This is a genomic window from Salmonella sp. A29-2, from assembly GCF_020150755.1.
Taxonomy (GTDB): domain Bacteria; phylum Pseudomonadota; class Gammaproteobacteria; order Enterobacterales; family Enterobacteriaceae; genus Salmonella; species Salmonella enterica.
Genome location: NZ_CP083731.1, coordinates 4,638,403 through 4,660,199, shown reverse-complemented (window position 1 = coordinate 4,660,199; position 21,797 = coordinate 4,638,403). Strand labels below are relative to the sequence as shown.

21 protein-coding genes are annotated in these 21,797 nt (G+C 53.1%); 7 read left to right on the top strand and 14 right to left on the bottom strand.

Features of this window, described 5'->3' with window-relative positions; all coding sequences use genetic code 11:
• Positions 1-46: 46 nt before the first annotated feature.
• Entirely contained in the window at positions 47-976 is a 930-nt protein-coding gene (locus K8W53_RS22605; protein ID WP_001127698.1) for an alpha/beta hydrolase, read from the bottom strand.
• 217 nt (positions 977-1,193) lie between these two features.
• Between K8W53_RS22605 and K8W53_RS22600 the strand changes: the two genes are divergently transcribed.
• Entirely contained in the window at positions 1,194-1,505 is a 312-nt protein-coding gene (locus tag K8W53_RS22600) for a hypothetical protein (protein ID WP_023138876.1), read from the top strand.
• On the top strand, positions 1,506-1,796 hold the full coding sequence (locus K8W53_RS22595) for a helix-turn-helix domain-containing protein (protein WP_000362052.1): 291 nt from the start codon (positions 1,506-1,508) through the stop codon (positions 1,794-1,796).
• 46 nt (positions 1,797-1,842) lie between these two features.
• Here the strand turns inward: K8W53_RS22595 and fdhE are convergent, their stop codons facing one another.
• From fdhE to fdnG, 4 genes are read right to left on the bottom strand one after another with little or no spacing between them, the layout of a single operon-like run.
• The gene (gene fdhE / locus K8W53_RS22590; RefSeq protein ID WP_000027730.1) at positions 1,843-2,772 is read right to left on the bottom strand and encodes a formate dehydrogenase accessory protein FdhE; all 930 of its coding nucleotides are present in this window, start codon (positions 2,770-2,772) and stop codon (positions 1,843-1,845) included.
• Positions 2,769-3,404 carry a formate dehydrogenase cytochrome b556 subunit gene (gene fdoI / locus K8W53_RS22585; RefSeq protein ID WP_000829025.1) on the bottom strand — a complete coding sequence of 212 codons (636 nt, stop codon included), beginning with the start codon at positions 3,402-3,404 and terminating at the stop codon, positions 2,769-2,771. The genes fdhE and fdoI overlap by 4 nt, the downstream gene beginning before the upstream one ends.
• On the bottom strand, positions 3,401-4,303 hold the full coding sequence (gene fdxH, locus K8W53_RS22580; RefSeq protein WP_000331361.1) for a formate dehydrogenase subunit beta: 903 nt from the start codon (positions 4,301-4,303) through the stop codon (positions 3,401-3,403). Before fdxH ends, fdoI begins: the two co-directional genes overlap by 4 nt.
• A 12-nt stretch (positions 4,304-4,315) precedes the next feature.
• A complete protein-coding gene (gene fdnG, locus K8W53_RS22575; protein ID WP_077915487.1) occupies positions 4,316-7,366 on the bottom strand; it encodes a formate dehydrogenase-N subunit alpha in 3,051 nt (1,016 codons plus the stop codon).
• Positions 7,367-7,560: 194 nt separating this feature from the next.
• Here fdnG and fdhD point away from each other — a divergent pair, with 194 nt between their 5' ends.
• The gene (fdhD, locus tag K8W53_RS22570; protein ID WP_023224803.1) at positions 7,561-8,397 is read left to right on the top strand and encodes a formate dehydrogenase accessory sulfurtransferase FdhD; all 837 of its coding nucleotides are present in this window, start codon (positions 7,561-7,563) and stop codon (positions 8,395-8,397) included.
• Positions 8,398-8,664: 267 nt separating this feature from the next.
• On the opposite strand, the gene K8W53_RS22565 is transcribed toward fdhD, so the two are convergent.
• Positions 8,665-9,696 (bottom strand): YiiG family protein, encoded by a 1,032-nt coding sequence (locus K8W53_RS22565; RefSeq protein ID WP_023224802.1) that lies wholly within the window; start codon positions 9,694-9,696, stop codon positions 8,665-8,667.
• A 182-nt stretch (positions 9,697-9,878) separates the two neighbouring features.
• On the opposite strand from K8W53_RS22565, the gene K8W53_RS22560 reads away from it, so the two are divergent.
• Positions 9,879-10,979, top strand: coding sequence for a YiiG family protein (locus K8W53_RS22560; protein ID WP_000828048.1), 1,101 nt, complete (start codon positions 9,879-9,881; stop codon positions 10,977-10,979).
• Positions 10,980-11,333: 354 nt separating this feature from the next.
• Here K8W53_RS22560 and K8W53_RS22555 read toward each other — a convergent pair whose 3' ends face one another.
• Together K8W53_RS22555 and K8W53_RS22550 are read right to left on the bottom strand one after the other, a co-directional pair.
• Positions 11,334-11,657 carry an AzlD domain-containing protein gene (locus K8W53_RS22555; protein ID WP_000527677.1) on the bottom strand — a complete coding sequence of 108 codons (324 nt, stop codon included), beginning with the start codon at positions 11,655-11,657 and terminating at the stop codon, positions 11,334-11,336.
• Positions 11,657-12,316 carry an AzlC family ABC transporter permease gene (locus K8W53_RS22550; protein ID WP_000683586.1) on the bottom strand — a complete coding sequence of 220 codons (660 nt, stop codon included), beginning with the start codon at positions 12,314-12,316 and terminating at the stop codon, positions 11,657-11,659. Before K8W53_RS22550 ends, K8W53_RS22555 begins: the two co-directional genes overlap by 1 nt.
• Before the next feature lie 100 nt (positions 12,317-12,416).
• Here K8W53_RS22550 and K8W53_RS22545 point away from each other — a divergent pair, with 100 nt between their 5' ends.
• Entirely contained in the window at positions 12,417-12,965 is a 549-nt protein-coding gene (locus K8W53_RS22545; RefSeq protein WP_001517951.1) for a helix-turn-helix domain-containing protein, read from the top strand.
• 88 nt (positions 12,966-13,053) lie between these two features.
• Here K8W53_RS22545 and rhaM read toward each other — a convergent pair whose 3' ends face one another.
• The 5 genes from rhaM to rhaB all read right to left on the bottom strand — a co-directional run bounded on the left by rhaM (position 13,054) and on the right by rhaB (position 18,335).
• The gene (gene rhaM, locus K8W53_RS22540) at positions 13,054-13,368 is read right to left on the bottom strand and encodes an L-rhamnose mutarotase (RefSeq protein WP_000619478.1); all 315 of its coding nucleotides are present in this window, start codon (positions 13,366-13,368) and stop codon (positions 13,054-13,056) included.
• Complete coding sequence (gene fucO / locus K8W53_RS22535) at positions 13,365-14,513, bottom strand: lactaldehyde reductase (RefSeq protein WP_023224801.1); 1,149 nt, start codon at positions 14,511-14,513, stop codon at positions 13,365-13,367. The genes rhaM and fucO overlap by 4 nt, the downstream gene beginning before the upstream one ends.
• A gap of 126 nt (positions 14,514-14,639) precedes the next feature.
• Entirely contained in the window at positions 14,640-15,467 is an 828-nt protein-coding gene (gene rhaD / locus K8W53_RS22530; protein WP_023224800.1) for a rhamnulose-1-phosphate aldolase, read from the bottom strand.
• Between the two features lie 142 nt (positions 15,468-15,609).
• On the bottom strand, positions 15,610-16,869 hold the full coding sequence (rhaA, locus tag K8W53_RS22525; RefSeq protein WP_000211470.1) for an L-rhamnose isomerase: 1,260 nt from the start codon (positions 16,867-16,869) through the stop codon (positions 15,610-15,612).
• On the bottom strand, positions 16,866-18,335 hold the full coding sequence (gene rhaB, locus K8W53_RS22520; protein ID WP_023224799.1) for a rhamnulokinase: 1,470 nt from the start codon (positions 18,333-18,335) through the stop codon (positions 16,866-16,868). Before rhaB ends, rhaA begins: the two co-directional genes overlap by 4 nt.
• A 287-nt stretch (positions 18,336-18,622) precedes the next feature.
• On the opposite strand from rhaB, the gene rhaS reads away from it, so the two are divergent.
• Together rhaS and rhaR are read left to right on the top strand one after the other, a co-directional pair.
• A complete protein-coding gene (gene rhaS / locus K8W53_RS22515; protein WP_000217112.1) occupies positions 18,623-19,459 on the top strand; it encodes an HTH-type transcriptional activator RhaS in 837 nt (278 codons plus the stop codon).
• Positions 19,460-19,611: 152 nt separating this feature from the next.
• Positions 19,612-20,460, top strand: a complete 849-nt coding sequence (gene rhaR / locus K8W53_RS22510; RefSeq protein ID WP_000013290.1) for an HTH-type transcriptional activator RhaR — start codon at positions 19,612-19,614, stop codon at positions 20,458-20,460.
• Here rhaR and rhaT read toward each other — a convergent pair.
• Positions 20,457-21,491: an L-rhamnose/proton symporter RhaT gene (rhaT, locus tag K8W53_RS22505; protein WP_023181427.1), complete on the bottom strand. Its 1,035-nt coding sequence runs from the start codon at positions 21,489-21,491 to the stop codon at positions 20,457-20,459. The genes rhaR and rhaT overlap by 4 nt on opposite strands.
• Positions 21,492-21,797 lie beyond the last annotated feature (306 nt).

Below are 21,797 nucleotides of genomic sequence, written 5' to 3'. Positions count from 1 at the left end.
TTAGCGCAACGTTATCCAGTTTTCAAGTTGAAAACAAAATTGAATTTTAGGTCATTTTGCCTGTTGATGGACTTACAACACGCCAGGCCACATCTCGCATGGCGCTTCGTGCCGCCTGGCTCACGCCTCCGAGCTGGAAAAAGCCATGGATGACACCGAGATAGCGCTGGCAAGTACACGCCACGCCCTGGTCGTTCAGACGGTGATATAGCGCTTCGCCTTCATCACGCAGTGGGTCGAACTCTGCGGTGAGGATATGCACCGGCGGTAAACCGGCAAAATCTTCACGCCATATCGGACTGGCTTCCGGGTGGCGGAGGTCGGTACCCTGGAGATACATTTCGAAACCCGATAACAGCGTATCGCGGGTGATGATGTAGTCTTGCCCGTTGCTGGCATAGCTGGGGAAACTGGCAGTAGCGTCAAGCATCGGGTAGATCAACAGCAGCTTCGCCGGAGACCAGTGGGCGGTGGATTTCAGGCGTAGCGCGCTGACCAATGCCAGGTGCCCGCCTGCGCTGTCGCCAGCAAGCGTGATACGTTCACGATCGATGCCTAACTGTTCCGCGTATTGATGGACGATATTGGCCCCGCGTTCAGCGTCGTCATGAGCCGCAGGGAAGGTGTGCTCTGGCGCAAGGCGATACTGAATGGCAATCACCTTACAGCCGCTTTTCCAGGCCAGTTGCCGTAGCTGGGGGTCATGAGTCAGAAAGCCGCCGCTAACAAAACAGCCGCCGTGATAGTAGAGGATACAGGGTAGAGAACCGGATGCGTTTGGCGGCGAAACGACGCGAAATGTCATCCCTTCCAGCACGATATCTTCCGAACTCACCCGAATTTCTTTCTCACCCGCCAGCGTTGTGCTGGCAATATAGCCCGCTCTCCGGTCATCAATATTCTGCTCTCGTGAAGAGGGACGGCCCGCGGCGATAAACCCAGCGACCAGTTCGGCAATTCCTTTTTCCAGTGGCATATAACGCTCCTTTGACTGTATGTATGTACAGTTTATAACCTGGTTCGTTGGGGATGGAAAGTGGTGAAACGAGGGGATGATGATTCTGGATAGAGGTTCGCAAAAAATGGAATGCGGTTGGCGCTGGGTTTTTAATTTTTGTACTGTGAAACGATGATGCTATACGCCATTGACGTATAGATTATTTTCACTACTATAAGCCAATGGCGTATGGAATATGCAATTTATAGAAACGGAACTCTTTACTGAAGATGTTAAAAAACTGCTCGATGAGGATGAATACCATAAGCTTCAGGTTTTTATGGCTCAGCATCCAGATTGTGGTGATGTCATTCAGGAAACGGGCGGCCTGAGAAAAATGCGCTGGGGATCGCGAGGCAAAGGAAAGCGTAGTGGCGTGCGAATTATCTATTTTCACCGTAGTCAACGGTATGAGATTCGCTTGCTTCTGATTTATCAAAAAGGCATTAAAGATGATCTCACGCCGCAGGAAAAAGCGGTGCTTCGTATGCTGAATGAGAGGTGGTAGATGGATAAAGTGTTATTTGAGCGATTAACTCAAAGTATGTCTCAAATGAATGAAATCATTGAAGGGACCCGTAAGCCTTCTCGTACCTTTCATATTGATGCAATGAAGATTAAAGAAATACGGCAGGCATCTGGGTTGTCGCAATCTAAGTTTGCAGAACTGATTTCGGTCAACGTGGATACGCTGCGCAACTGGGAGCAAGGAAGACGCTCACCGACAGGGCCAGCCAAAGCATTACTTCGCGCCATTGCCAACGACCCGAGAAACGTTATACAAGCATTGCGTTATTGAGCAATGATCCGGCTAACGTAGATTGCTAGCCGGTATACCAGAGAACTTATTCCCCTTCCCCCGGGAACAGGAACGGGTTGATGGAACTGCGGGCGAAGCCCTCCTGTTCCATGCGCGCGTCCAGCACCAGCGAGGCGAGGTCGTCGGCCACTGCTTCTACTTTCGGGTCTTTTTCCTGATACAGAATCTTCAGGTAAGTCCCGCAATCGCCGCAGCTTTCGGCTTTCACCGCAGCCTGCTCATTTTCCAGCGACCAGTAGTGTAAGTCGCGGCTCTGTTCGCAGTTACTGCATTTTACGCGCACGACATGCCATTCGGTTTCGCACAGGTTACAGTGCAGATAACGCAGCCCCTGCGTGGTGCCGATCTGCACCATGCTGGAGACCGGCATCGAACCGCACACCGGGCAATACTGGCGCGCTTCACCGTATTCCGCGCGGGCTTTGCCTGGGATCAAGCTGGCCATTTGCGCCCAGTAAAGGGAGAGCGCGGCCCAGATAAACGGGGCTTTATCGCTGCTGACGGAGGCAAAATCCGAGGCAAACAGCGCGCTGGCCATCTGCTCCAGCTCCTGCTCTGAGGCTTTCTCCAGGTTCTCAATCACCGCCAGCGCGGGGCCGCTCATCTCGGGTTTTAGCTCGGCAATTAACGAATGCAGCAGTTTTTGCCAGTGCTTATCACGCGGCAGCACGTGGATATCCAGCGGCGGCTTGCCCTGGTCGTTCGCTTCTTTAATACGTGCGGTCAGATCCATCTCCAGCGGATGGTCGTACAGCACCACTTCCTGTGCGTGCGCGATAAGCGCGGCAAAGCGCAGGTAATCGCCCAGCGGGTTATTTTCAGCCAGCTCGCGCAGACGTTCGGCGCGGCGGTTGTAGACGTTTTTGAGTCGGGGGAACAATAACGGCGGAATCATATCCGCCGTACGTTTCTCGCTCGACCCCAGCTCATCTTGCGGGATTATGCGAATACTCATTCAGTTTCTTTTTCCGTTGTCTTGCGGACTTCTCGGTACCAGCGCGGGTGATGTTTCTTCGCCCACGACCGGGTTACCCAGCCTTCCACCATCGCGGTAATGGTGCCTTTCACCCAAAGGGCGGCGTAGATATGCACCATGATAACCACAATTAACGCTACTGCGGCAAAAGAATGCAACATTAACGCGAATCGGATCACCGGGATTGAGAAAGCAGGCGCAAAGTACGGACGCCAGATAATTACCCCGCTCACCAGCAGCAGCACCAGGAAGATAATCGCCGCCCAGAATACGCATTTCTGACCGAAGTTATAACGCCCGGTGTCACCCACTTCCTCGTTGACGACGATCTTACGAATATTCTTCGCCCAAAAGATATCATCCCGATTGATTAGATTGTGGTGCCAATAACGGAAAAACATGATGATGAACGAGGCAAACATAACCACGCCCACAAACGGGTGCAGAATTCGCGCCAGTTGTGGGGTGCCCAGGATATGCATCAACCAGTTGAAGGATGGGAATAAAAAGCCCAGCCCGCTCACCGCCGCCAGCACGAAGCAGAAGGCGACGATCCAGTGGTTGATGCGTTCCGGCGCCGTATAGCGCACGATGGTGTCACGTCGTTTCATTTGCGCACCTCGTCTTTCTCTTCATGCAGGTTGTCATCTTCCTCTTCCGCGCGGTTCGGACCGACGCCGACATAGTGGAAGACGCTGGCGGCAAAGGTCGCGGCAAAACCGAACGCGGCGAGCGGTTTCCAGACGCCTTTCCAGAACTTAACGGTTTCGCTGATTTCCGGGTTTTCCGGCAGGCCGTGATACAGATTCGGCTTGTCGGCATGATGCAGCACGTACATGACATGCGTACCGCCTACGCCCGCCGGATCGTACAGACCCGCGTTGTCATAACCACGGGTTTTGAGTTCCGCCACCCGCTCGCCCGCCAGCGTTTTCATATCCTCTTTCGAGCCAAAATGAATGGCGCCGGTTGGACAGGTCTTCACGCAGGCCGGTTCTTGCCCCACGGTCACGCGGTCGACGCACAGCGTACATTTATAGACGCGGTTGTCTTCCGGGTTAAGGCGCGGCACGTTGAACGGGCAGCCAGCGATACAGTAGCCGCAGCCGATACACTGCTCGGACTGGAAGTCGACAATACCGTTAGCATACTGAATGATCGCCCCTTCCGCCGGACAGGCCTTCAGGCAGCCGGGATCGGCGCAGTGCATACAGCCATCCTTACGGATCAGCCACTCCAGTTTGTCGTTCTGTTCCACTTCCGAGAAGCGCATCACCGTCCAGGATTTCGCGGTTAAGTCCGCCGGGTTGTCATACACCCCGACGTTATTGCCCACTTCATCACGGATGTCGTTCCACTCGGAGCACGCCACCTGACACGCTTTACAGCCGATACAGGTGGTGACGTCGATGAGTTTCGCCACCTCTTCCTGGTGGTCCCGCGCCTGGGGCGCGGGGGTGAAACCGTTAGTGGCGGAACGACGAATGATGTCTTGCGATTGATAAGCCATAGGTCGTCTCCGTTACACCTTTTCCACGTTCACAAGGAAGGATTTAAACTCCGGCGTTTGCGTGTTCGCATCACCGACGAAAGGCGTTAACGTATTGGCGATAAAGCCTTTTTTCGCCACGCCTTCGTAGCCCCAGTGAATAGGAATACCGATGGTATCGATATCCTTGCCGTCCGCTTTCAGCGTGCGAATACGCTTGGTCACCACCGCTTTGGCTTTGATATAGCCGCGGTTTGAGGAGACCTTCACGGTATCGCCATGCGCGATGCCGAGCTTATTCGCCAGCTTCTCGCCAATTTCCACAAACTGTTCCGGCTGGGCGATAGCGTTAAGCAACGCGTGCTTGGTCCAGTAGTGAAAGTGCTCGGTCAGACGGTAAGTGGTTCCGACATACGGGAACTTATCCGCTTTACCCAGCGCGTCGGCATCGTCTTTAAAGATACGGGCGGCAGGGTTAGAGATAACGTTCGGGTGCAGCGGGTTAGTGCCCAGCGGCGTTTCAAACGGTTCGTAGTGTTCCGGGAACGGCCCTTCCGCCATCTTATCGATGGCAAACAGGCGACCCATCCCTTCCGGCTGCATGATAAACGGTCCGACGTCGCTGCCGGGCGCGGCGGCGCTGTAGTCCGGAATATCCCATCCGGCCCATTTTCCGCCTTCCCATTTCAGTAGCTGACGTTTCGGGTCCCAGGGATTACCCTGCGGATCGGCGGAGGCGCGGTTATAGAGGATGCGGCGGTTAAGCGGCCATGCCCATGCCCAGCCCAGCGTGTTGCCGAGACCAGACGGGTCGGCGTTATCACGACGCGCCATCATGTTGCCTTCCGGCGTCCAGCTACCGGCGAAAATCCAGCAGCCGCTGGACGTCGTACCGTCATCGCGCAGTTGCGCGAACGAACTGAGCTGTTGACCTTTCTTCACCACCACCGCGCCAGTTGTCGGGTCGATAAGATCGGCCAGCGCTTTACCGTTACTTTCCATCGCCACTTCTTCAGAGGCGGGTTCGTATGGTTTGGTGTAGTTCCAGGTCATATTCAACACCTGTTCCGGGTTGGCGCCGCCCTGTTCAGAGTACATCTTACGCAGGCGTAAGAAGATACCGGCGAGGATTTCGCCGTCGGTCATGGCAATTCCCGGGGCGTCCGCGCCCTTCCAGTGCCACTGTAACCAGCGACCGGAGTTAACGATGGAACCATTTTCCTCGGCAAAACAGGTGGAAGGCAGACGGAACACTTCGGTCTGGATTTTTGCGGGATCAACGTCGTTCGACTCACCGTGGTTTTGCCAGAAGGTGGACGTTTCGGTGTTGAGCGGATCGATAGTCACCAGGTACTTCAGTTTGGAAAGCGACGCGACCACTTTGTTTTTGTTCGGGAATGAGGCCACCGGGTTAAAGCCCTGGCAGATATAGCCGTTGACCTTACCCTGTTTCATCATCTCGAAGTACTGCAACACGTCGTACCCTTTGTCCCACTTCGGTAGCCAGTCAAAGCCCCAGCTATTTTCCGCTGTCGCTTTATCACCAAAGAAGGCCTTCATCATCGAGACGAAGAATTTCGGATAGTTGCCCCAGTAGTTGACCTGATCCTTCAACAATGGCTTCGGCGTATTGGCAGCCAGATAGGTTTGCAAATCGGTCTGTTTTTCGCTCGGCAGCGTCAGGTAGCCCGGCAGACTTTGCGACAGCAGTCCTAAGTCGGTCAGTCCCTGAATGTTGGAGTGACCGCGCAGGGCGTTAACGCCGCCGCCCGCCATCCCCATGTTACCGAGCAGAAGCTGGATCATCGCCATAGTACGGATGTTCTGCGCGCCGATGGAATGCTGCGTCCAGCCCAGCGCGTACAGGAACGACGCGGTTTTATCTTTTGCGCTGGTTTCTGCAATGTACTCGCACACTTTCAGGAAGTCCGCTTTCGGCGTACCGCAGATATTTTCTACCACGTCCGGCGTATAGCGTGAGACATGCTGTTTCAACAGATTCCAGACACAGCGCGGGTGTTGCAGTGTCGTATCGCGTTTGGCAAAACCGTTTTCGTCCAGCTCATAGTGCCAACTGGTTTTATCGTACTGCCGCTTATCTGCGTCGTAGCCGGTGAACAGACCATCATCGAAGCCAAAATCTTCACGCACGATCAGGCTGGCATTGGTATAGGCCTCGGTGTATTCACGGTTGTATTTTTCGTTGGTCAGCAGATACAGCATCACGCCTGACAAGAAGGCAATGTCAGTACCAGAGCGTATTGGCGCATAGAAATCGGCCACCGACGCGGTACGCGTAAAGCGCGGATCGATCACAATCAGCTTCGCGCCGTTGTGAATTTTGGCTTCCATCGCCCAGCGGAACCCGACCGGGTGAGCTTCTGCGGCGTTACCGCCCATCACCACGACGAGGTTGGCGTTCTTGATGTCGACCCAGTGGTTGGTCATCGCACCGCGACCAAATGTTGGAGCAAGACTTGCTACCGTTGGTCCGTGTCAGACACGCGCCTGGTTGTCGACCGCGAGCATACCCAGCGCGCGGGAGAATTTTTGCGTTAAATAACCCGTCTCGTTACTGGATGCGGAAGCGCACAGCATCCCGGTGGTGAGCCAGCGGTTAACGGTAACGCCTTCGGCGTTCTGCGCCTGATAGTTGGCGTCGCGATCTTCCTTCATCAGTTTAGCGATGCGGTCAAACGCTTCTTCCCAACTGATCTGTTGCCACTTATCTGAACCCGGCGCGCGGTATTGCGGGAATTTCAGGCGGCTTTCAGAGTGGATAAAGTCCACCAGACCGGCCCCTTTCGGGCACAGCGCGCCACGGCTTACCGGATGATCCGGGTCCCCTTCGATATGGAAAATAGATGCTTTGGCGTTTTTCGCACCGTCGCCGAGGCTGTACATCAACAGCCCGCAGCCAACGGAACAGTAGGTGCAGGTGTTACGGGTTTCGCGGGTGCGCAGCAGTTTATATTGCCGTGTTTCCGCTAGCGCTACGCCGGGCGCGAAGCCCAGTGCCGCCGCCGTGGTGCCTGCCATACCGCCAGCGCAGATCTTAAAGAACTGCCTTCTGCTGACCTGCATGGTTTGCTCCTTGTTTCGACATTGTCACTTCTCTTTCACATTTCTCTATCCGAAACGCTCAGGGAGTGGTTGTTATTTTTCTTTGCGGACGGGCCCGCAAAGGTTCAGAATTGGATAAATTTTCCTCCATCCGGGAGGAGTTGTAACAGAATACCATAATGTTGGTGTGTGTGTTCTTATATGGTTAAAAGAAAGTGAACAATATACTGTCTGAAGAAGTCCTAAATGTGACTGATTTCACAACCTCACGCCAGTTGACTCTCTGGAAACGCGAGGATTTGCAGTCCCCCCAACTTGATGATGTTGCCGAGGAAGTGCCAGTGGCACTGGTGTATAACGGCATTTCGCATGTCGTTATGATGGCCTCTCCGAAAGATCTGACGCATTTCGCAATGGGGTTTTCTCTGTCGGAAGGGATCATTGACAGCCCGCGTGAAATCTATGGCATGGACGTTGTGCCGTCCTGTAACGGACTTGAAGTGCAGATTGAACTTTCCAGCCGTCGATTTATGGGGCTGAAAGCGCGTCGTCGCGCGCTGGCCGGACGTACCGGTTGCGGCGTATGTGGCGTGGAACAGCTCAATGACATCGGTAAGCCGGTGCAACCGCTGCCGTTTAGCCAAACGTTTAATCTCGGTAACCTTGATCGCGCGTTAAAACATCTGAATGATTTTCAACCGACGGGTAGGCTGACGGGGTGTACGCACGCTGCGGCGTGGGTCATGCCGTCGGGTGAACTGGCGGGGGGCCATGAAGATGTCGGACGCCACGTTGCGCTGGATAAACTGCTCGGCCGCCGCGCTACGGAAGGTGAGGAATGGCGGCAAGGCGCGGCGCTGGTTTCCAGTCGTGCGAGTTACGAAATGGTGCAGAAGTCGGCGATGTGCGGTGTGGAAATTTTGTTTGCGGTTTCTGCTGCCACCACGCTCGCGGTTGACGTCGCTGAACGGTGTAATCTTACGCTGGTGGGGTTCTGTAAGCCGGGTCGGGCGACGATTTATACCCATCCGCAGCGGTTAATCGCAGACTAAAATAGTACCCTCTACATTTTCGGAAAATATATATTTTCTCAATTTTACAGCCTCTCTTGATAACGGAATCACGTATAGTGGCGAGGCCATACAGGTTTTAATCGTTTTTATGCTGGGCCGCAGCTTATTCCAGCCATTCACGAGGCGCTTGCTACCCGGTAATACTTCGAACGAAAAAAGCGCCTCTGGGGCGCTCTTTCGACAGTCGCTAACGACTTATTTGCTCAGTTTAGCGGTTATATGCACGCGATTTGCAGCGTGAAAAGCTTAGAACTCACGCTCAAGATGATAGCCATTATAGGTGTCGATGAGTTCGTTATAAGCTTTAACCACAGCCTCATAAGAACCATCTACCATATCGCCGCTGCCGCTATTGAGGTAGTCCTGCTCATGCGAGGTATACGCCACGTTATCGCGCACGCGCCGAATGCGTTTTTTCACCTTGCCCTGGAATTTTTCCAGCTCAGAAATAAAACCAGGGAAGCTACGATGTTTATCTATATCAACGTTGATCTTCTCGTTTAGCTTCTGAGTATGCTCTTCAAAATCAGCGAGCTGTTTGCTTACTGCCGCCACATCAAAAGAAGCATCAGCTACAGCGTCATTAAGCGTCTCGGCTTCCTGCATCGTCAAAAGCGTATAGTACTTAATGGATTTACCTTCTTTCTTCTCGGTCGCCTTAATTTCATTAGCCGCATGCTGCCCACTCATAATGGTAATCTCGGCGATATATTTCTTCGCAATGGGATCAAACTCATCGAACTGTTTTATAAACGTTTTATGGAACGCTTTAGCGCCAGCAAAGGCATCATCCTTGAAGTTATCTTGATCATAGTATTTATTCATACTATTGATTGTTTCAGCTAGTGGCCCAGCCGCATTAATAAATGCCAGAGCAGCACTATCCAGAGAGGCAAACGCCGGCTTTAATTCAGCCGCCGCCTTGATGTCTTTCCGGCAGTCCTGGATAAATGCAGGATACACAGGAACCAGCGGAGAGGGATCGTCTTCCTTACCGGTAGGACCGGTGCGGAAATCGTCGAATGTGTTAGCATAACGATTTACAGCACGGTAAATATCTGCCTGGAGATTATTATAACAATCAATGTAAACATTCAGCTTTTGGTTAAGAACATCGTTCGCATCTGCGCTTTCCGCTGATGTGGATTGTGTATTGCTCGCTGATGAATCCGCACTCTGAGCTACAGGTTGTTCGTCCGCTTTTTTTTCATCACAAGCGCTTAGCCCGGCAGTCATCAGCATAGCGATAATAATTGATGATAACAAATCCTTTTTCATTAGAATAACCTATAAATAATATCATTGAAATTTACAGATTCATTTTAATGAAAAAAAACAGGTATGTGATTTATTCAACACAAAAAATACTTAATCCATATTTCATTATAATTAACATTATCAATATCAATGTGTTCGTTAAAATAAGAGAACCCCAACGTAAATATACAAAAGGCAATTAAATGAAAAGGAATTTATTATCCTCAGCGATAATCATTGCGCTAATGACCCTGGGCGCAACAGGATGTGATGACAATAATGTTAAAACCGAGGCGACGCCGGCCGCCAGCAGTCAGCCTGCGACGCCAGCGCCTTCTCAGACTCCGGAAACGCAATCTGGCGAAAGTCCAGCGCAGCCCCCAGCAGCGAAGCCAGAAACGGCAACTCAGCCCCCGGCGGCGAAACCAGAAACGCCAGCTCAGCCGGAGGTTGACGCTGAAGAAGTTTATAGTGAAAAAATGGATGTCTATATCGATTGTTTTAACAAACTTCAATTGCCCGTTCAGCGTAGTCTGGCGCGTTACGCGGATTGGGTGAAAGACTTTAAAAAAGGTCCGACAGGGAAAGAGAGCCTGGTTTATGGCATTTATGGTATTACGGAGTCTTACATAACGAATTGCCAGAAAGAGATGAAACAGGTGGCCGCCTTAACGCCATTACTTGAGCCTATTGATGGCGTTGCCGTTAGCTATATTGATAGCGCCGCCGCGCTGGGTAATACCATTAACGAAATGGAAAAATATTATACCCAGGAAAACTATAAAGATGATGCCTTTGCTAAAGGTAAGGCGCTGCATCAGACATTACTGAAGAATATCGAGGATTTTAAACCCGTCTCGGAAAAATATCATGAGGCTATTCAGGAAATAAATGACAGGCGGCAATTGACACAGTTGAAGAGAATAGAAGAAGCGGAAGGTAAAACATTTAACTATTATTCTCTGGCTGTCATGATTTCGGCAAAGCAGATCAACAAGGTTATTTCTGCCGATACCTTTGATGCCGAAGCGATGATGAAAAAAGTCGCGGAACTGGAAACAATGATTGCGCAATTGAAAGAAGTGAATACTGATGGCCGTAATTCTTCTTTCATCAGCTCTGCGGCTGATTATCAGCTACAAGCTAAAAAATATATTCGTCGCATCAGAGACAATGTTGAGTATTCTGATTTTGAAAAGAAACGGGTGCAGGACCCTGCAACAGGATGGATGGTTGCGGATTCTTATCCGGCGTCGTTGAGAAGTTATAACGAGATGGTGGATGATTATAACCGCCTGCGTTGAGTGACGGCACATTAACTCCGTGCAGGCTGGCGCAAGCGCCTATAAAATTACGCTATAACGCCAATAAAAAGCGCCGATCAGGCGCTTTTTTCGTTCATGTATTCTTCATCAGGCAATATCCGTAAAAATAGCTGACGTAAACATTAACTAAAGAGAGTTATTAGAAAAACCAGTAATCTGAAGCTATCACAAGATGTTGACGTCACGCTGGAAGGTACTGGTAGTGTCATTGAGGATCGGCATTTATATGGAAAGCATTTATCCCCCTGGTGCGAAAATTCTGGGCCACTTCAGCATAGGGCGGCCCAGCCTTCATCACTTATAGGGTGTCACGTCCAACTGTTCTGTAAGACGTTAATTAATACCCGCCATTCGTAATAACGCGGTCACCACTGCAGCGGCGATAATCACCACAATAAGCGGCATTTTACGCCAGGCTAAAAATACGGCGAAGCCAACCCCAAGAACGCGCGCCATTCCGGCAAAATGTTCGCCTTCGTAAAAGGTGGTCGCCAGCGCGACGGAGAATAGCAGCACCGTTGCCGCATCCGAGAGCAGCGCCTGTGAACGCTCAGACAGCGCCAGACGGCTGCCAAGTTTCGCGCCGCCGAGGCGCATCAAATAGGTTCCCGCAGACAAAAGAGCAATACCGATAATAAATAGCGTCATATTGCCCATTATTTTTTCCTCGCCAGTAGGCCAAGCAGCGAAAGCAACACTGGCAATCCGGCAGCCACAAAGGGAACGGCGGCAAGCGACAGCGCGGCGCCGCTGCAACCACGAATCAATGTGGTGCGGTTTTTAAACGCCGGGATCACCAGCGCCAGTAAGATTGCCGGGAATACGGCATCCAGACCGATGGTTTCTGGGGCCGGGAGCAGTTTGCCGACACCTGCGCCAATCAGTGTGCCAATCGGCCAGAATAGGGCGACGCCCAGACCGCATAGCCAGTAGGCGGCTTTACGTTGTTCGGGTGTTTTTTGCGACAGGCCGAACACCACGCTCTCATCATTCATAATATGGCAGCCGAAAAAGCTGGCGGCGCGGGTGCCAACCAAATCGCGCACCGTTACGCCAAACGGCACGTGGCGCGCATTCACCAGCAGTCCTGCCGCCGCCGCCGCTAACGGATTGCCGCCGCTGGCAACAATGCCGATAAACATAAATTCGGACGCGCCCGCCAGTACAAAAATAGAGAGGACAAACGGCACCCACAGTGGGAAACCGTAGGCCATCGCCAGTGAGCCATAGGACATGCCGACGACGCCCACGGCCAGGCACACTAAAAATATCGCTTTTATCGTGTCTCCCTTGAGACAGGAAAAATAGTGTTTCATCTTCTTTAGTCATATCGAACGAATTTTCATTATAATGAACGGAACAGATTTGCTTTACAAGACGAACATTTCGTTCGTTATAGTGAACGTTGGATGCTTTATGACACAACCTATTAGCGTCATTGCCAGAAGTCTGGTACGCGAACGCCAGCGAACCGGACTGTCGCTGGCGGAGATTGCGCGGCGCGCAGGCATCGCTAAATCTACGCTTTCACAACTGGAAGCAGGGAACGGCAACCCCAGTCTGGAGACGTTATGGTCGCTATGCGTCGCGCTCGACATTCCCTTTGCCAGGCTGCTGGAGCCGCAGGTACAAAAAACGCAGGTGATTCGCCGCGGAGAGGGCACCAAAGTCGTGGCGGAGCAGGCGCATTATCAGGCGATATTACTGGCGGCGTGTCCGCCCGGCGCGCGGCGTGATATCTATCTGCTGTTGACGCAGCCGGGGGCCGACCGGATCTCTCACCCGCATCCGCCGGGGTCGGTGGAACATATTATTGTTACGCAGGGAAAAGCCCTCGTCGGCTTAACCGAGGCGCCGGAAGAGCTGGCGGAGGGCGATTATATTTGTTATCCCGGCGACCAGGCGCATATCTTTAAAGCGCTGGAACCGGATACTCAGGCTATCCTGGTAGCGGAGCAGAATTGAAATTGCCGGATGGCGGCGTAACCGCCTTATCCGGCCGACAAAAAATAAAACCGTAGGCCCGGTAAGCTTGCGCCATCGGGCACACGACTTACTGCAGATAGAACACCTCTTTTAGCTCTGCGCTGACCGGGCTGTTATCCGGATTCGCGGGCATAACGTCACGCATATGTTTCCACCAACGCTGGCAAACGTCGGTGCTGGCAACGGCGTTCCAGCGCTCCTCGGATTCAATCTCAACGGTGGCGAACAGCAGATTGCGCTCCTGATCGAGATAAATCGCGTAGTGATGCGCGCCGTGAGATTTTAATACGGCTTCCAGCTCCGGCCAGATTGGGTTATGACGACGCTGATACTCCTCGTGCGCGTCGGCATTTACCTGCATCACAAAGGCTTTGCGGATCATAACGCCTCCAGGTACAGCCCGCGAACTTCATCGCGGCTGGCGGTGCGCGGGTTACACGGCGCGCACGGGTCGGCGAGGGCTTTATCCAGCCAGCCTTCGATATCTTCTTTTGTGACGCCCAACGTGCTGAAACCTTCTGGAATGCCGACGCGTTTGCTCAGCGTACGGATAGCGTTAATCGCTTCCTGACTTGCGGCTTCGTCAGACATACCGCGCGTCTCCACGCCCATCGCCTGTGCGATGCGGGCAAAACGCGCGACGGCGTTCGGACGGTTAAAATTCTCGACAATTGGCAGCAGGATAGCGTTGCAGACGCCGTGCGGCAGATTGTGGGTTGCGCCCGGCTGGTGCGCCAGCGCGTGAACCAGCCCCAAACCGGCGCTGTTGAACGCCATACCCGCCAGGTACTGGCCGAATGCCATTTGCTCACGGGCTTCGAGGTTATGGCCATCGTCAACCGCTTTCGGTAGCCACAAATTGATTAAGCGAATCGCTTCCAGCGCGTTAGCGTCGGTGAGCGGATGCGCGCCAACGGAGACATAGGCTTCCACCGCATGGGTCAGGGCATCCATGCCGGTTGCGGCGGTCACAGACGCCGGGATTTCCAGCATGACGCTGGCGTCATCCACGGCAATATCCGGGATGATATTCGGGTCGATGATCACCTCTTTGACCTTACGGGCAGAGTCGATAATCACCGCGTTGCTGGTCATCTCGGCCGCGGTACCTGCCGTAGTATTAATTGCTACCAGCGGTACGCCGGCGTTTTTCACTTTGCCGACGCCGGAGTAGGCGGTGGAAGGGCCAGGGTTGGCGGTGAGGATTTTCACCGCTTTTGCGGTATCGATCGGGCTGCCGCCGCCGAAGGCGATAATGTAGTCACATTCTGCGCTCTGATACGCCGCAAAACCTTTCTGCACCAGCTCTTCTGTCGGATTTGGGAACACCTCATCAAACAGGTGGTAAGACATTTGATGTTCATCCAGTGCGCTAAACAGGCTATCCAGTAGGCCCAGCTTTACCAGTTGACCATCGGTAACGATCAGCGCTTTGCCCCATTGCTTATTCGCCACGAGGTTCACCATATCGGCAATCGCTCCAGCGCCATGCAGGCTAATTTTTGGCAGTGCCAACATAAAGCTCATCACTATTCTCCTTAAAAAAATTCCCTGTTGCCCGATGGCGCTACGCTTATCGGGCCTACGGTAAAATGCGCACCGTCCTGTAGGCCGGATAAGGCAAAGCCGCATCCGGCGTTGAGTTGGGAGGTATCAGTACAGATCTACGGCGCTGGCCAGCGGTGTCACACCAAAACGTTTGCCGAGTGCGACCAGTTCTTCGCGCGTGATGGTCTGCTTCATACCGCCCATCGAATAGATTTTGACTAATACCTCAGCGGATTTCTCTGCGGTATCTATCAAACCGAAGGTTTCATCCAGCGTAGGTCCGCTTCCGAACACGCCGTGGAACGGCCACAGTACCAGCGAATGTTTCTGCATTTCTTGCGCGGTGGCCTGGCCGATTTCATCGGTGCCTGGCACCATCCACGGCAGAATGCCGACACCGTCCGGGAATACCACCAGACATTCGGTGCTGCCTTCCCACAGTTTGCGGGTGATCAGCGCAGTGTTGTTTTCCAGTTCGTAGGTGAGGGCGATCAGGTTAGTCGCATGGCAATGCATAATGACGCGGTCTTTGCCGTGGGTGGCTTTGATGCGTTCGCAGTGGGAGAGGAAATGCGCCGGGAGTTCAGAGGTGGGTACCGCGTCGTGGGTTAAGCCCCACAGAATGTGGTAGCCTGCGCCGTCACTGTCGATTTTGACCACGCCTAAATTGGCTGCCGGATCGAGCTGCACGTTGCGGAAGAATTTGCCGGAACCGGTAACGATAAACGGCGTATTCGCCAGCAGCGGCATGGGTTGACTTAGCGCGATGTAGCGCGGTTTTTCGTGGAAATTAGCTGCAAACGGTGCGATATCGGCTTCATCCAGACGCAGCGTCAGGTTACCGCCATTACGTTCGTCCCACCCTTTCAGCCACGCATCAGACGTGGCTTTAATCATGCCCTGGACGAACCAGGAATCGGTAATATTTTGCATGTTCGTGTTCCCATTTATTGCCCGAAGGTTATTCGGGTCTTACGTAGGCCGGATAAGCGCAGCGCCATCCGGCAATCGTGTTTCATTTATTGCCGGATGGCGACGCGGGCGTCTTATCCGGCCTACAGATCAGGTGTCGCTGTCAGCTACGTTTGCTCAGGATCTCTTTTTCATAGACGCGAACGCTGTCCAGCCACTGGCTGCCAGCCGGCGTGTCGTGACGCTGGCAATACATCTCCCAGACGGCCTGCCACGGCAGAGATTTTTGCTCTTCCAGCAGCGCCAGACGCGCGGTGTAATCGCCGCTGGCCTCAAGCTGACGCAGTTGATCTGTGGGTTCCAGCAGAGCGCGCAGCAGCGCTTTTTTCATGTTGCGGGTACCGATAACCCACGCGGCGACACGGTTGATAGAGGCGTCGAAGAAATCCAGACCGATATGCACACGGTCGAACAGGTTATGACGGACGATTTCGCTGGCAATTGCCTGGGTTTCATCGTCCAGGAGCACCACGTGGTCGCTATCCCAGCGTACCGGGCGGCTGACGTGCAGCAGCAGCCGTGGCACGTAGAGCATGGCGGCGGAAATTTTGTCGGAAATCACTTCAGTGGGATGGAAGTGGCCCGCATCCAGGCACAGCGCGGTCTGACGGCTGGTGGCGTAGCCCATGTAGAACTCATTGGAGCCGACGGTGTAGCTTTCCGCGCCGATGCCAAACAGTTTGCTCTCAACGGCGTCGATGTGGTGCGCCGGGTCGAATTTCTCGCTAATGACCTCATCCAGCGCTTCCAGCAGGCGCTGGCGCGGGGCTAAACGGTCGACGGTAATGTCTTTCATGCCGTCTGGGATCCAGATGTTCATCACCGACGGCGTACCGAGCTGCTCACCAAAGTATGCCGAGACGCGGCGGCTGGCTTTGCAGTGATCGATCCAGAACTGGCGAATTTTCGCGTCTGGATGAGAGAGGGTAAAACCGTCAGCGCTCAGTGGATGAGAAAAACAGGTGGGGTTGAAATCCAGCCCCAGCCGGTTCGCTTTCGCCCACTCCACCCAGTTTTTAAAATGCTCCGGTTTGATCTGGTCGCGGGCAACCGGCGTATCCGACTCAAGGTAGATAGCGTGCAGGTTCAGCCGTTTTGGGCCTGGGATCAGGCGCAGCGCCTGTTCCAGATCGGCGCGCAGTTCGGTGGCGTTACGCGCTTTGCCCGGATAGTTGCCGGTTGACTGAATTCCGCCCGTCAACGAACCTTCCGGGTTCTCGAATCCGGCAACATCGTCGCCCTGCCAGCAGTGCATGGAAACCGGCAGGCGATCGAGCTGGCGCAGCGCCTCCTCGACATCAATACCTACTGCGGCGAAACGTTGTTTTGCCAGTTCCCAGGCTTGTTCCAGTTGAGTGGTCATGCGCAAAGCTCCTTTGTCTGTCGTTTGGGTTGAAACTGCGCAACGTGGCGGGCAATTTCACTATCAGGATTAGGGATATAGGTTGTCAGGTCGTAGTTAGCGCTGATGACCTGACGGAAGTCATCGACGTTGTTTAATTCGTCGAGGGTCATAAGCTGAATACCAATATTGCCAAGGGTGGAGGCTTCAACCGGCCCGGCCATCACGCGAATACCACATGCATCGGCGCACAACTGGTTGAGTAGCGCGTTTTGGCATCCGCCGCCGACAATATGCAGTTGGGTAAATTTTTCGCCGCGCAGATTTGCCAGTTCGTGCAGAATGTCGGCATACAACAGCGCCAGACTGTCGAAAATGCAGCGCGCCAGTTCGGCATCGCTGACGGGAACGGGCTGGTCGGTCTCGCGACAGGCGGCCTGGATTTCAGCGCGCATATCGTCAGGATTGATAAAGCGATCGTCATTCGGGTTAATCAGGAAACGGCAGGCCGGCAGCGCTTCTGTTTGGGCAATAAGCGCAGGCAGATCGGTAATGCGCCGTTCTTTCAGCACACGCTGGAGCAGCCACAAACCCATAATGTTTTTCAGTACCCGATAACGCCCTTCTGCGCCGCCTTCGTTGGTGATATTGGCAGCCAGCGCCTCGTCAGTGGTGTAGGGCATTTTGCTTTCAAAACCCATCAACGACCAGGTGCCTGAAGACAGGTAAGCGCTATGTTTATTTGCCAGCGGAGAGGCAATAACGGCGCTGGCGGTATCGTGGCTGGCGACGGCTACCACCGGAATACGGTTGCCCTGCGGGCAAATCCAGTCGCCGATAACATTGCCAGGGTGCGAGGGGCGACCGAACCAGCTCTTTTTCGCGCCAGTCCACGCCAGCAGGGTATCGTCCCAGTCATCGGTATTGATATTGACCAACTGGGTGGTCGTGGCGTTGGTGTATTCCCAGTTCATTTTACCGGTCAGGCGGTAGCTGAAATAATCGGGCATCAGCAGCGCATGAGCGACCTGCGCTGTTAACTCAGGCTGTTGTTTCGTCAGCGCGCGTAGCTGATAGATGGTGTTAAACGGCAGAAACTGAATCCCGCTGCGGCGATAGATTTCGCTTTTGCCGATCTGGACCAGCGCTTGCGGCATGATGCCCGTGGTACGGTTATCGCGGTAGGAGACCGGCAGGCCGACACGCTGACCTTGTTTATCCAGCAGGACATAATCGACGCCCCAGGTGTCGATGCCGATGCTGTCGATAAGAATGCCTTCATTGCAGACTTTCTTCAGACCAAGACGGATATCCTTTTCCAGACTGTCGATGTCCCAGGTGTCAAACCCGTCTGTTTTTTGTAGGCAGTTCACAAAACGGTGAATTTCACGTAGCGTCAGGGTGCGGTGTTTGCTGTCGTAACGCGCCAGCATCACGCGCCCGCTGGATGCGCCGAGATCAACCGCGACACAATGGCGAAAAGTCATAATCAGGTCCTTCTTAGAGTCATTGCGCACAGTCTAAAAAAGCCCTCAAAGACCTACCTTCTCGTTACTGACAGGAAAATGAGCCGCTGGCAACAAGGCAAAGATGAACGTGATAGCGTTCACAGTTTCTACTAATAGGCCGGTGTGATGTCGTCCGCATTTCCCGCTTTTTCCCGCCTTTTCTTGAAAAAAAGACCATGTTTGCGCGCTTTAGCGTCAAAAATTTAAGGTGAGGCCGATAACCCTTAATTACTATTCGGACATGTTGAATTCAGGAGGAAGCAACCATGACCGTACTGCATAGCGTGGATTTTTTTCCATCAGGTAAAGCGCCCGTGGCGATTGAACCTCGTCTGCCGCAAGCCGCTTTTCCTGAACATCATCATGATTTTCATGAAATCGTGATTGTGGAACACGGTACGGGCATTCATGTATTCAACGGGCAGCCGTATACCATCAGCGGCGGTACCGTGTGTTTTGTTCGCGATCACGACCGGCATTTATATGAACATACCGACAACCTATGCCTGACGAATGTACTGTGGCGTTCACCGGACGCCTTCCAGTTCCTGGCGGGGTTGGATCAATTGCTGCCGCAGGAGCAGGATGGTTACTATCCTTCTCACTGGCGGGTGAATCAGAGTGTGTTGCAGCAGGTGCGCCAGTTGGTCGGTCTGATGGAGCGCGCCGGAGACGGCATGGATGCGCCTGCCGTGGCGAATCGCGAAATTTTGTTTATGCAACTACTGGTGTTGTTGCGCCGCAGTAGCCTGATGGAAGGCGCGACCAATAACGACGCCAAACTCAACCAACTGATGGCATGGCTGGAAGACCATTTTGCGGAGGAGGTCTGCTGGGAGGCGGTAGCTGAACAGTTTTCGCTGTCGCTACGTACGCTGCATCGTCAGCTTAAACAGCATACCGGCCTGACGCCGCAACGTTACCTTAATCGCCTGCGTTTGATCAAAGCCCGGCATTTATTGCGCCATAGCGATCATAGCGTGACAGAAATCGCGTACCGCTGCGGTTTTGGCGACAGTAACCACTTTTCGACTCTGTTTCGCCGAGAATTTAACTGGTCGCCGCGGGATATCCGTCAGGGACGCGATGCGATAATCCAGTAACGCGAACGCTATCAACGTTTTCGTCGCCAATATGCTGATAATTATACCCTTTAATACCGGATGGCGGCTGCGCCTTACCTGGCCTACGGCGGCGAGCGGTAGACAGAATAAGCGTAGCGCCATCCGGCAAGCATTCAACATGAGGTGCTGCGGTGGCAAATCAGTTAATCCTTTTGAAAAAAGATTTTTTTACTGATGAGCAGCAGGCCGTTACGGTTGCCGATCGCTATCCACAGGATGTTTTTGCGGAACATACGCATGAGTTTTGTGAACTGGTGATGGTCTGGCGGGGCAATGGCCTACACGTTCTTAATGAGCGCCCATACAGAATTACCCGCGGCGATCTGTTTTACATTCGTGCTGAAGACAAACACTCCTATACCTCCGTTAACGATCTGGTGCTGCAAAATATCATTTACTGCCCGGAGCGTTTGAAACTCAATGTAAACTGGCAGGCGATGATTCCCGGCTTTCAGGGAGCGCAGTGGCATCCTCACTGGCGGCTGGGCAGTATGGGAATGAATCAGGCGCGGCAGGTCATTAACCAGCTTGAACATGAGAGTAATGGACGCGATCCGCTGGCGAATGAGATGGCGGAATTGCTGTTTGGTCAACTGGTGATGACGTTAAAACGGCATCGCTACGCGACCGACGATCTTCCGGCAACCTCCCGAGAAACCCTGTTGGATAAATTAATTACCGCTTTGGCTAATAGCCTTGAGTGTCCCTTTGCGCTGGATGCGTTTTGCCAGCAGGAACAATGCAGCGAACGGGTGCTGCGGCAGCAGTTTCGCGCCCAAACCGGGATGACGATTAATCAATATTTACGCCAGGTCCGTATTTGCCACGCGCAGTATCTGCTTCAGCATAGCCCGCTGATGATTAGTGAGATTTCGATGCAGTGCGGTTTTGAAGATAGTAATTATTTTTCAGTGGTGTTCACGCGGGAAACCGGGATGACGCCGAGCCAATGGCGTCATCTCAGTAATCAAAGCGATTAACTGGCCATGCCTAAACCGACAATATTCGCCGCGATAATAATTACCACGCAGCCGAGGCTTAATACGGCAACGGGACGGCGGCCAGCATTTTTCCACTCTTTTAGCACCAGACCGACAAGCCCCCCGCACAGCACATAGAAGCTCATGTGCAGCATCCAGCTCATGTAGTCATATTGCGCGGGAATGCGCGCGTGACCCCAGGCATAGAAAAAGAACTGTAAATACCACATCAGACCGCCAAGCGCGGACAGCAGAATATTGCTGATAATCAACGGTCTTGCCAGCGAGAAGTCGGCTTTTATCGACAGATTTGGCACTTTTGCCAGGCGGATAAAACAGAAACCGAGGTTCACCAGCGCGCCGCCGCCCATAATCACCACGTAACTCGGCAGCGCGACATAGAGCGGGTCAACGCCAAGCGCGGCAGCAGCTTCATGCATCGGTTTCGCGGCGTTCATGGCAAAAGACATCCCCGCCGAGAAAATACCGCACATCACTGCCAGCAGAAGCCCTTTCTTCAGATTGAACTCCTCCGCTTTAATGCCCATTTTGCGTTCTTTTAACTGTCCGGCGCGCGTCACAATCCCGACGCCGATCAGCGCGACAAAAACGCCAAGTAGCGTCATGCGTCCCCCTTCGGTATGGATTAACACATCGAAGTTACCGTTGATGATAGGCGTCATCAGCGTGCCGACGATAAGCGTAATGCCGATAGCGATGCCGATACCCATCGACATCCCGAGATAACGCATGGTCAGACCGTAATTAATATTGCCGATGCCCCACATGGCGCCGAACAGAAAAACCGGTAAAAGGGTGGAGAGGTTAAACTGCCCATAATAGGCCCAGAAATCAGGCAGTAACAGAGCGCTAATTGTCCACGGCAGAATAAGCCATGAGACGATGCCGCCCACTGACCACATGGTTTCCCATGACCACTGTTTCACTTGCTTGAACGGGGCATAGAAGCAGGCTGCACTGGCCGCCCCTATCAAATGCCAGAAAATACCCATCGTAATCGCGTTACTCATGACATGTTCCTCATTATTTTTTATGGACGGGATACCCCTTCCGTTTGCATGAGTTTAAAAATTACGCAGCCTGGTAACCTTATAACGATTGCCGCCGTTGGGTGTATTCTGGCAATCAGCACGTTAATGAAGTGATTAACTTCACGTTTTAAAAAAGTCGGAGCGCATCGTGACCGTCTGGATGTTATTTAAATCAGTGGGTAATATTTGTTTTCTAAAATACCTTCATCATAACGACACGAAACGACTTAGCTGGCAACAATGCAAAGAAAACGCTGCGTGAGATCACATAATGGGAATAGTCTG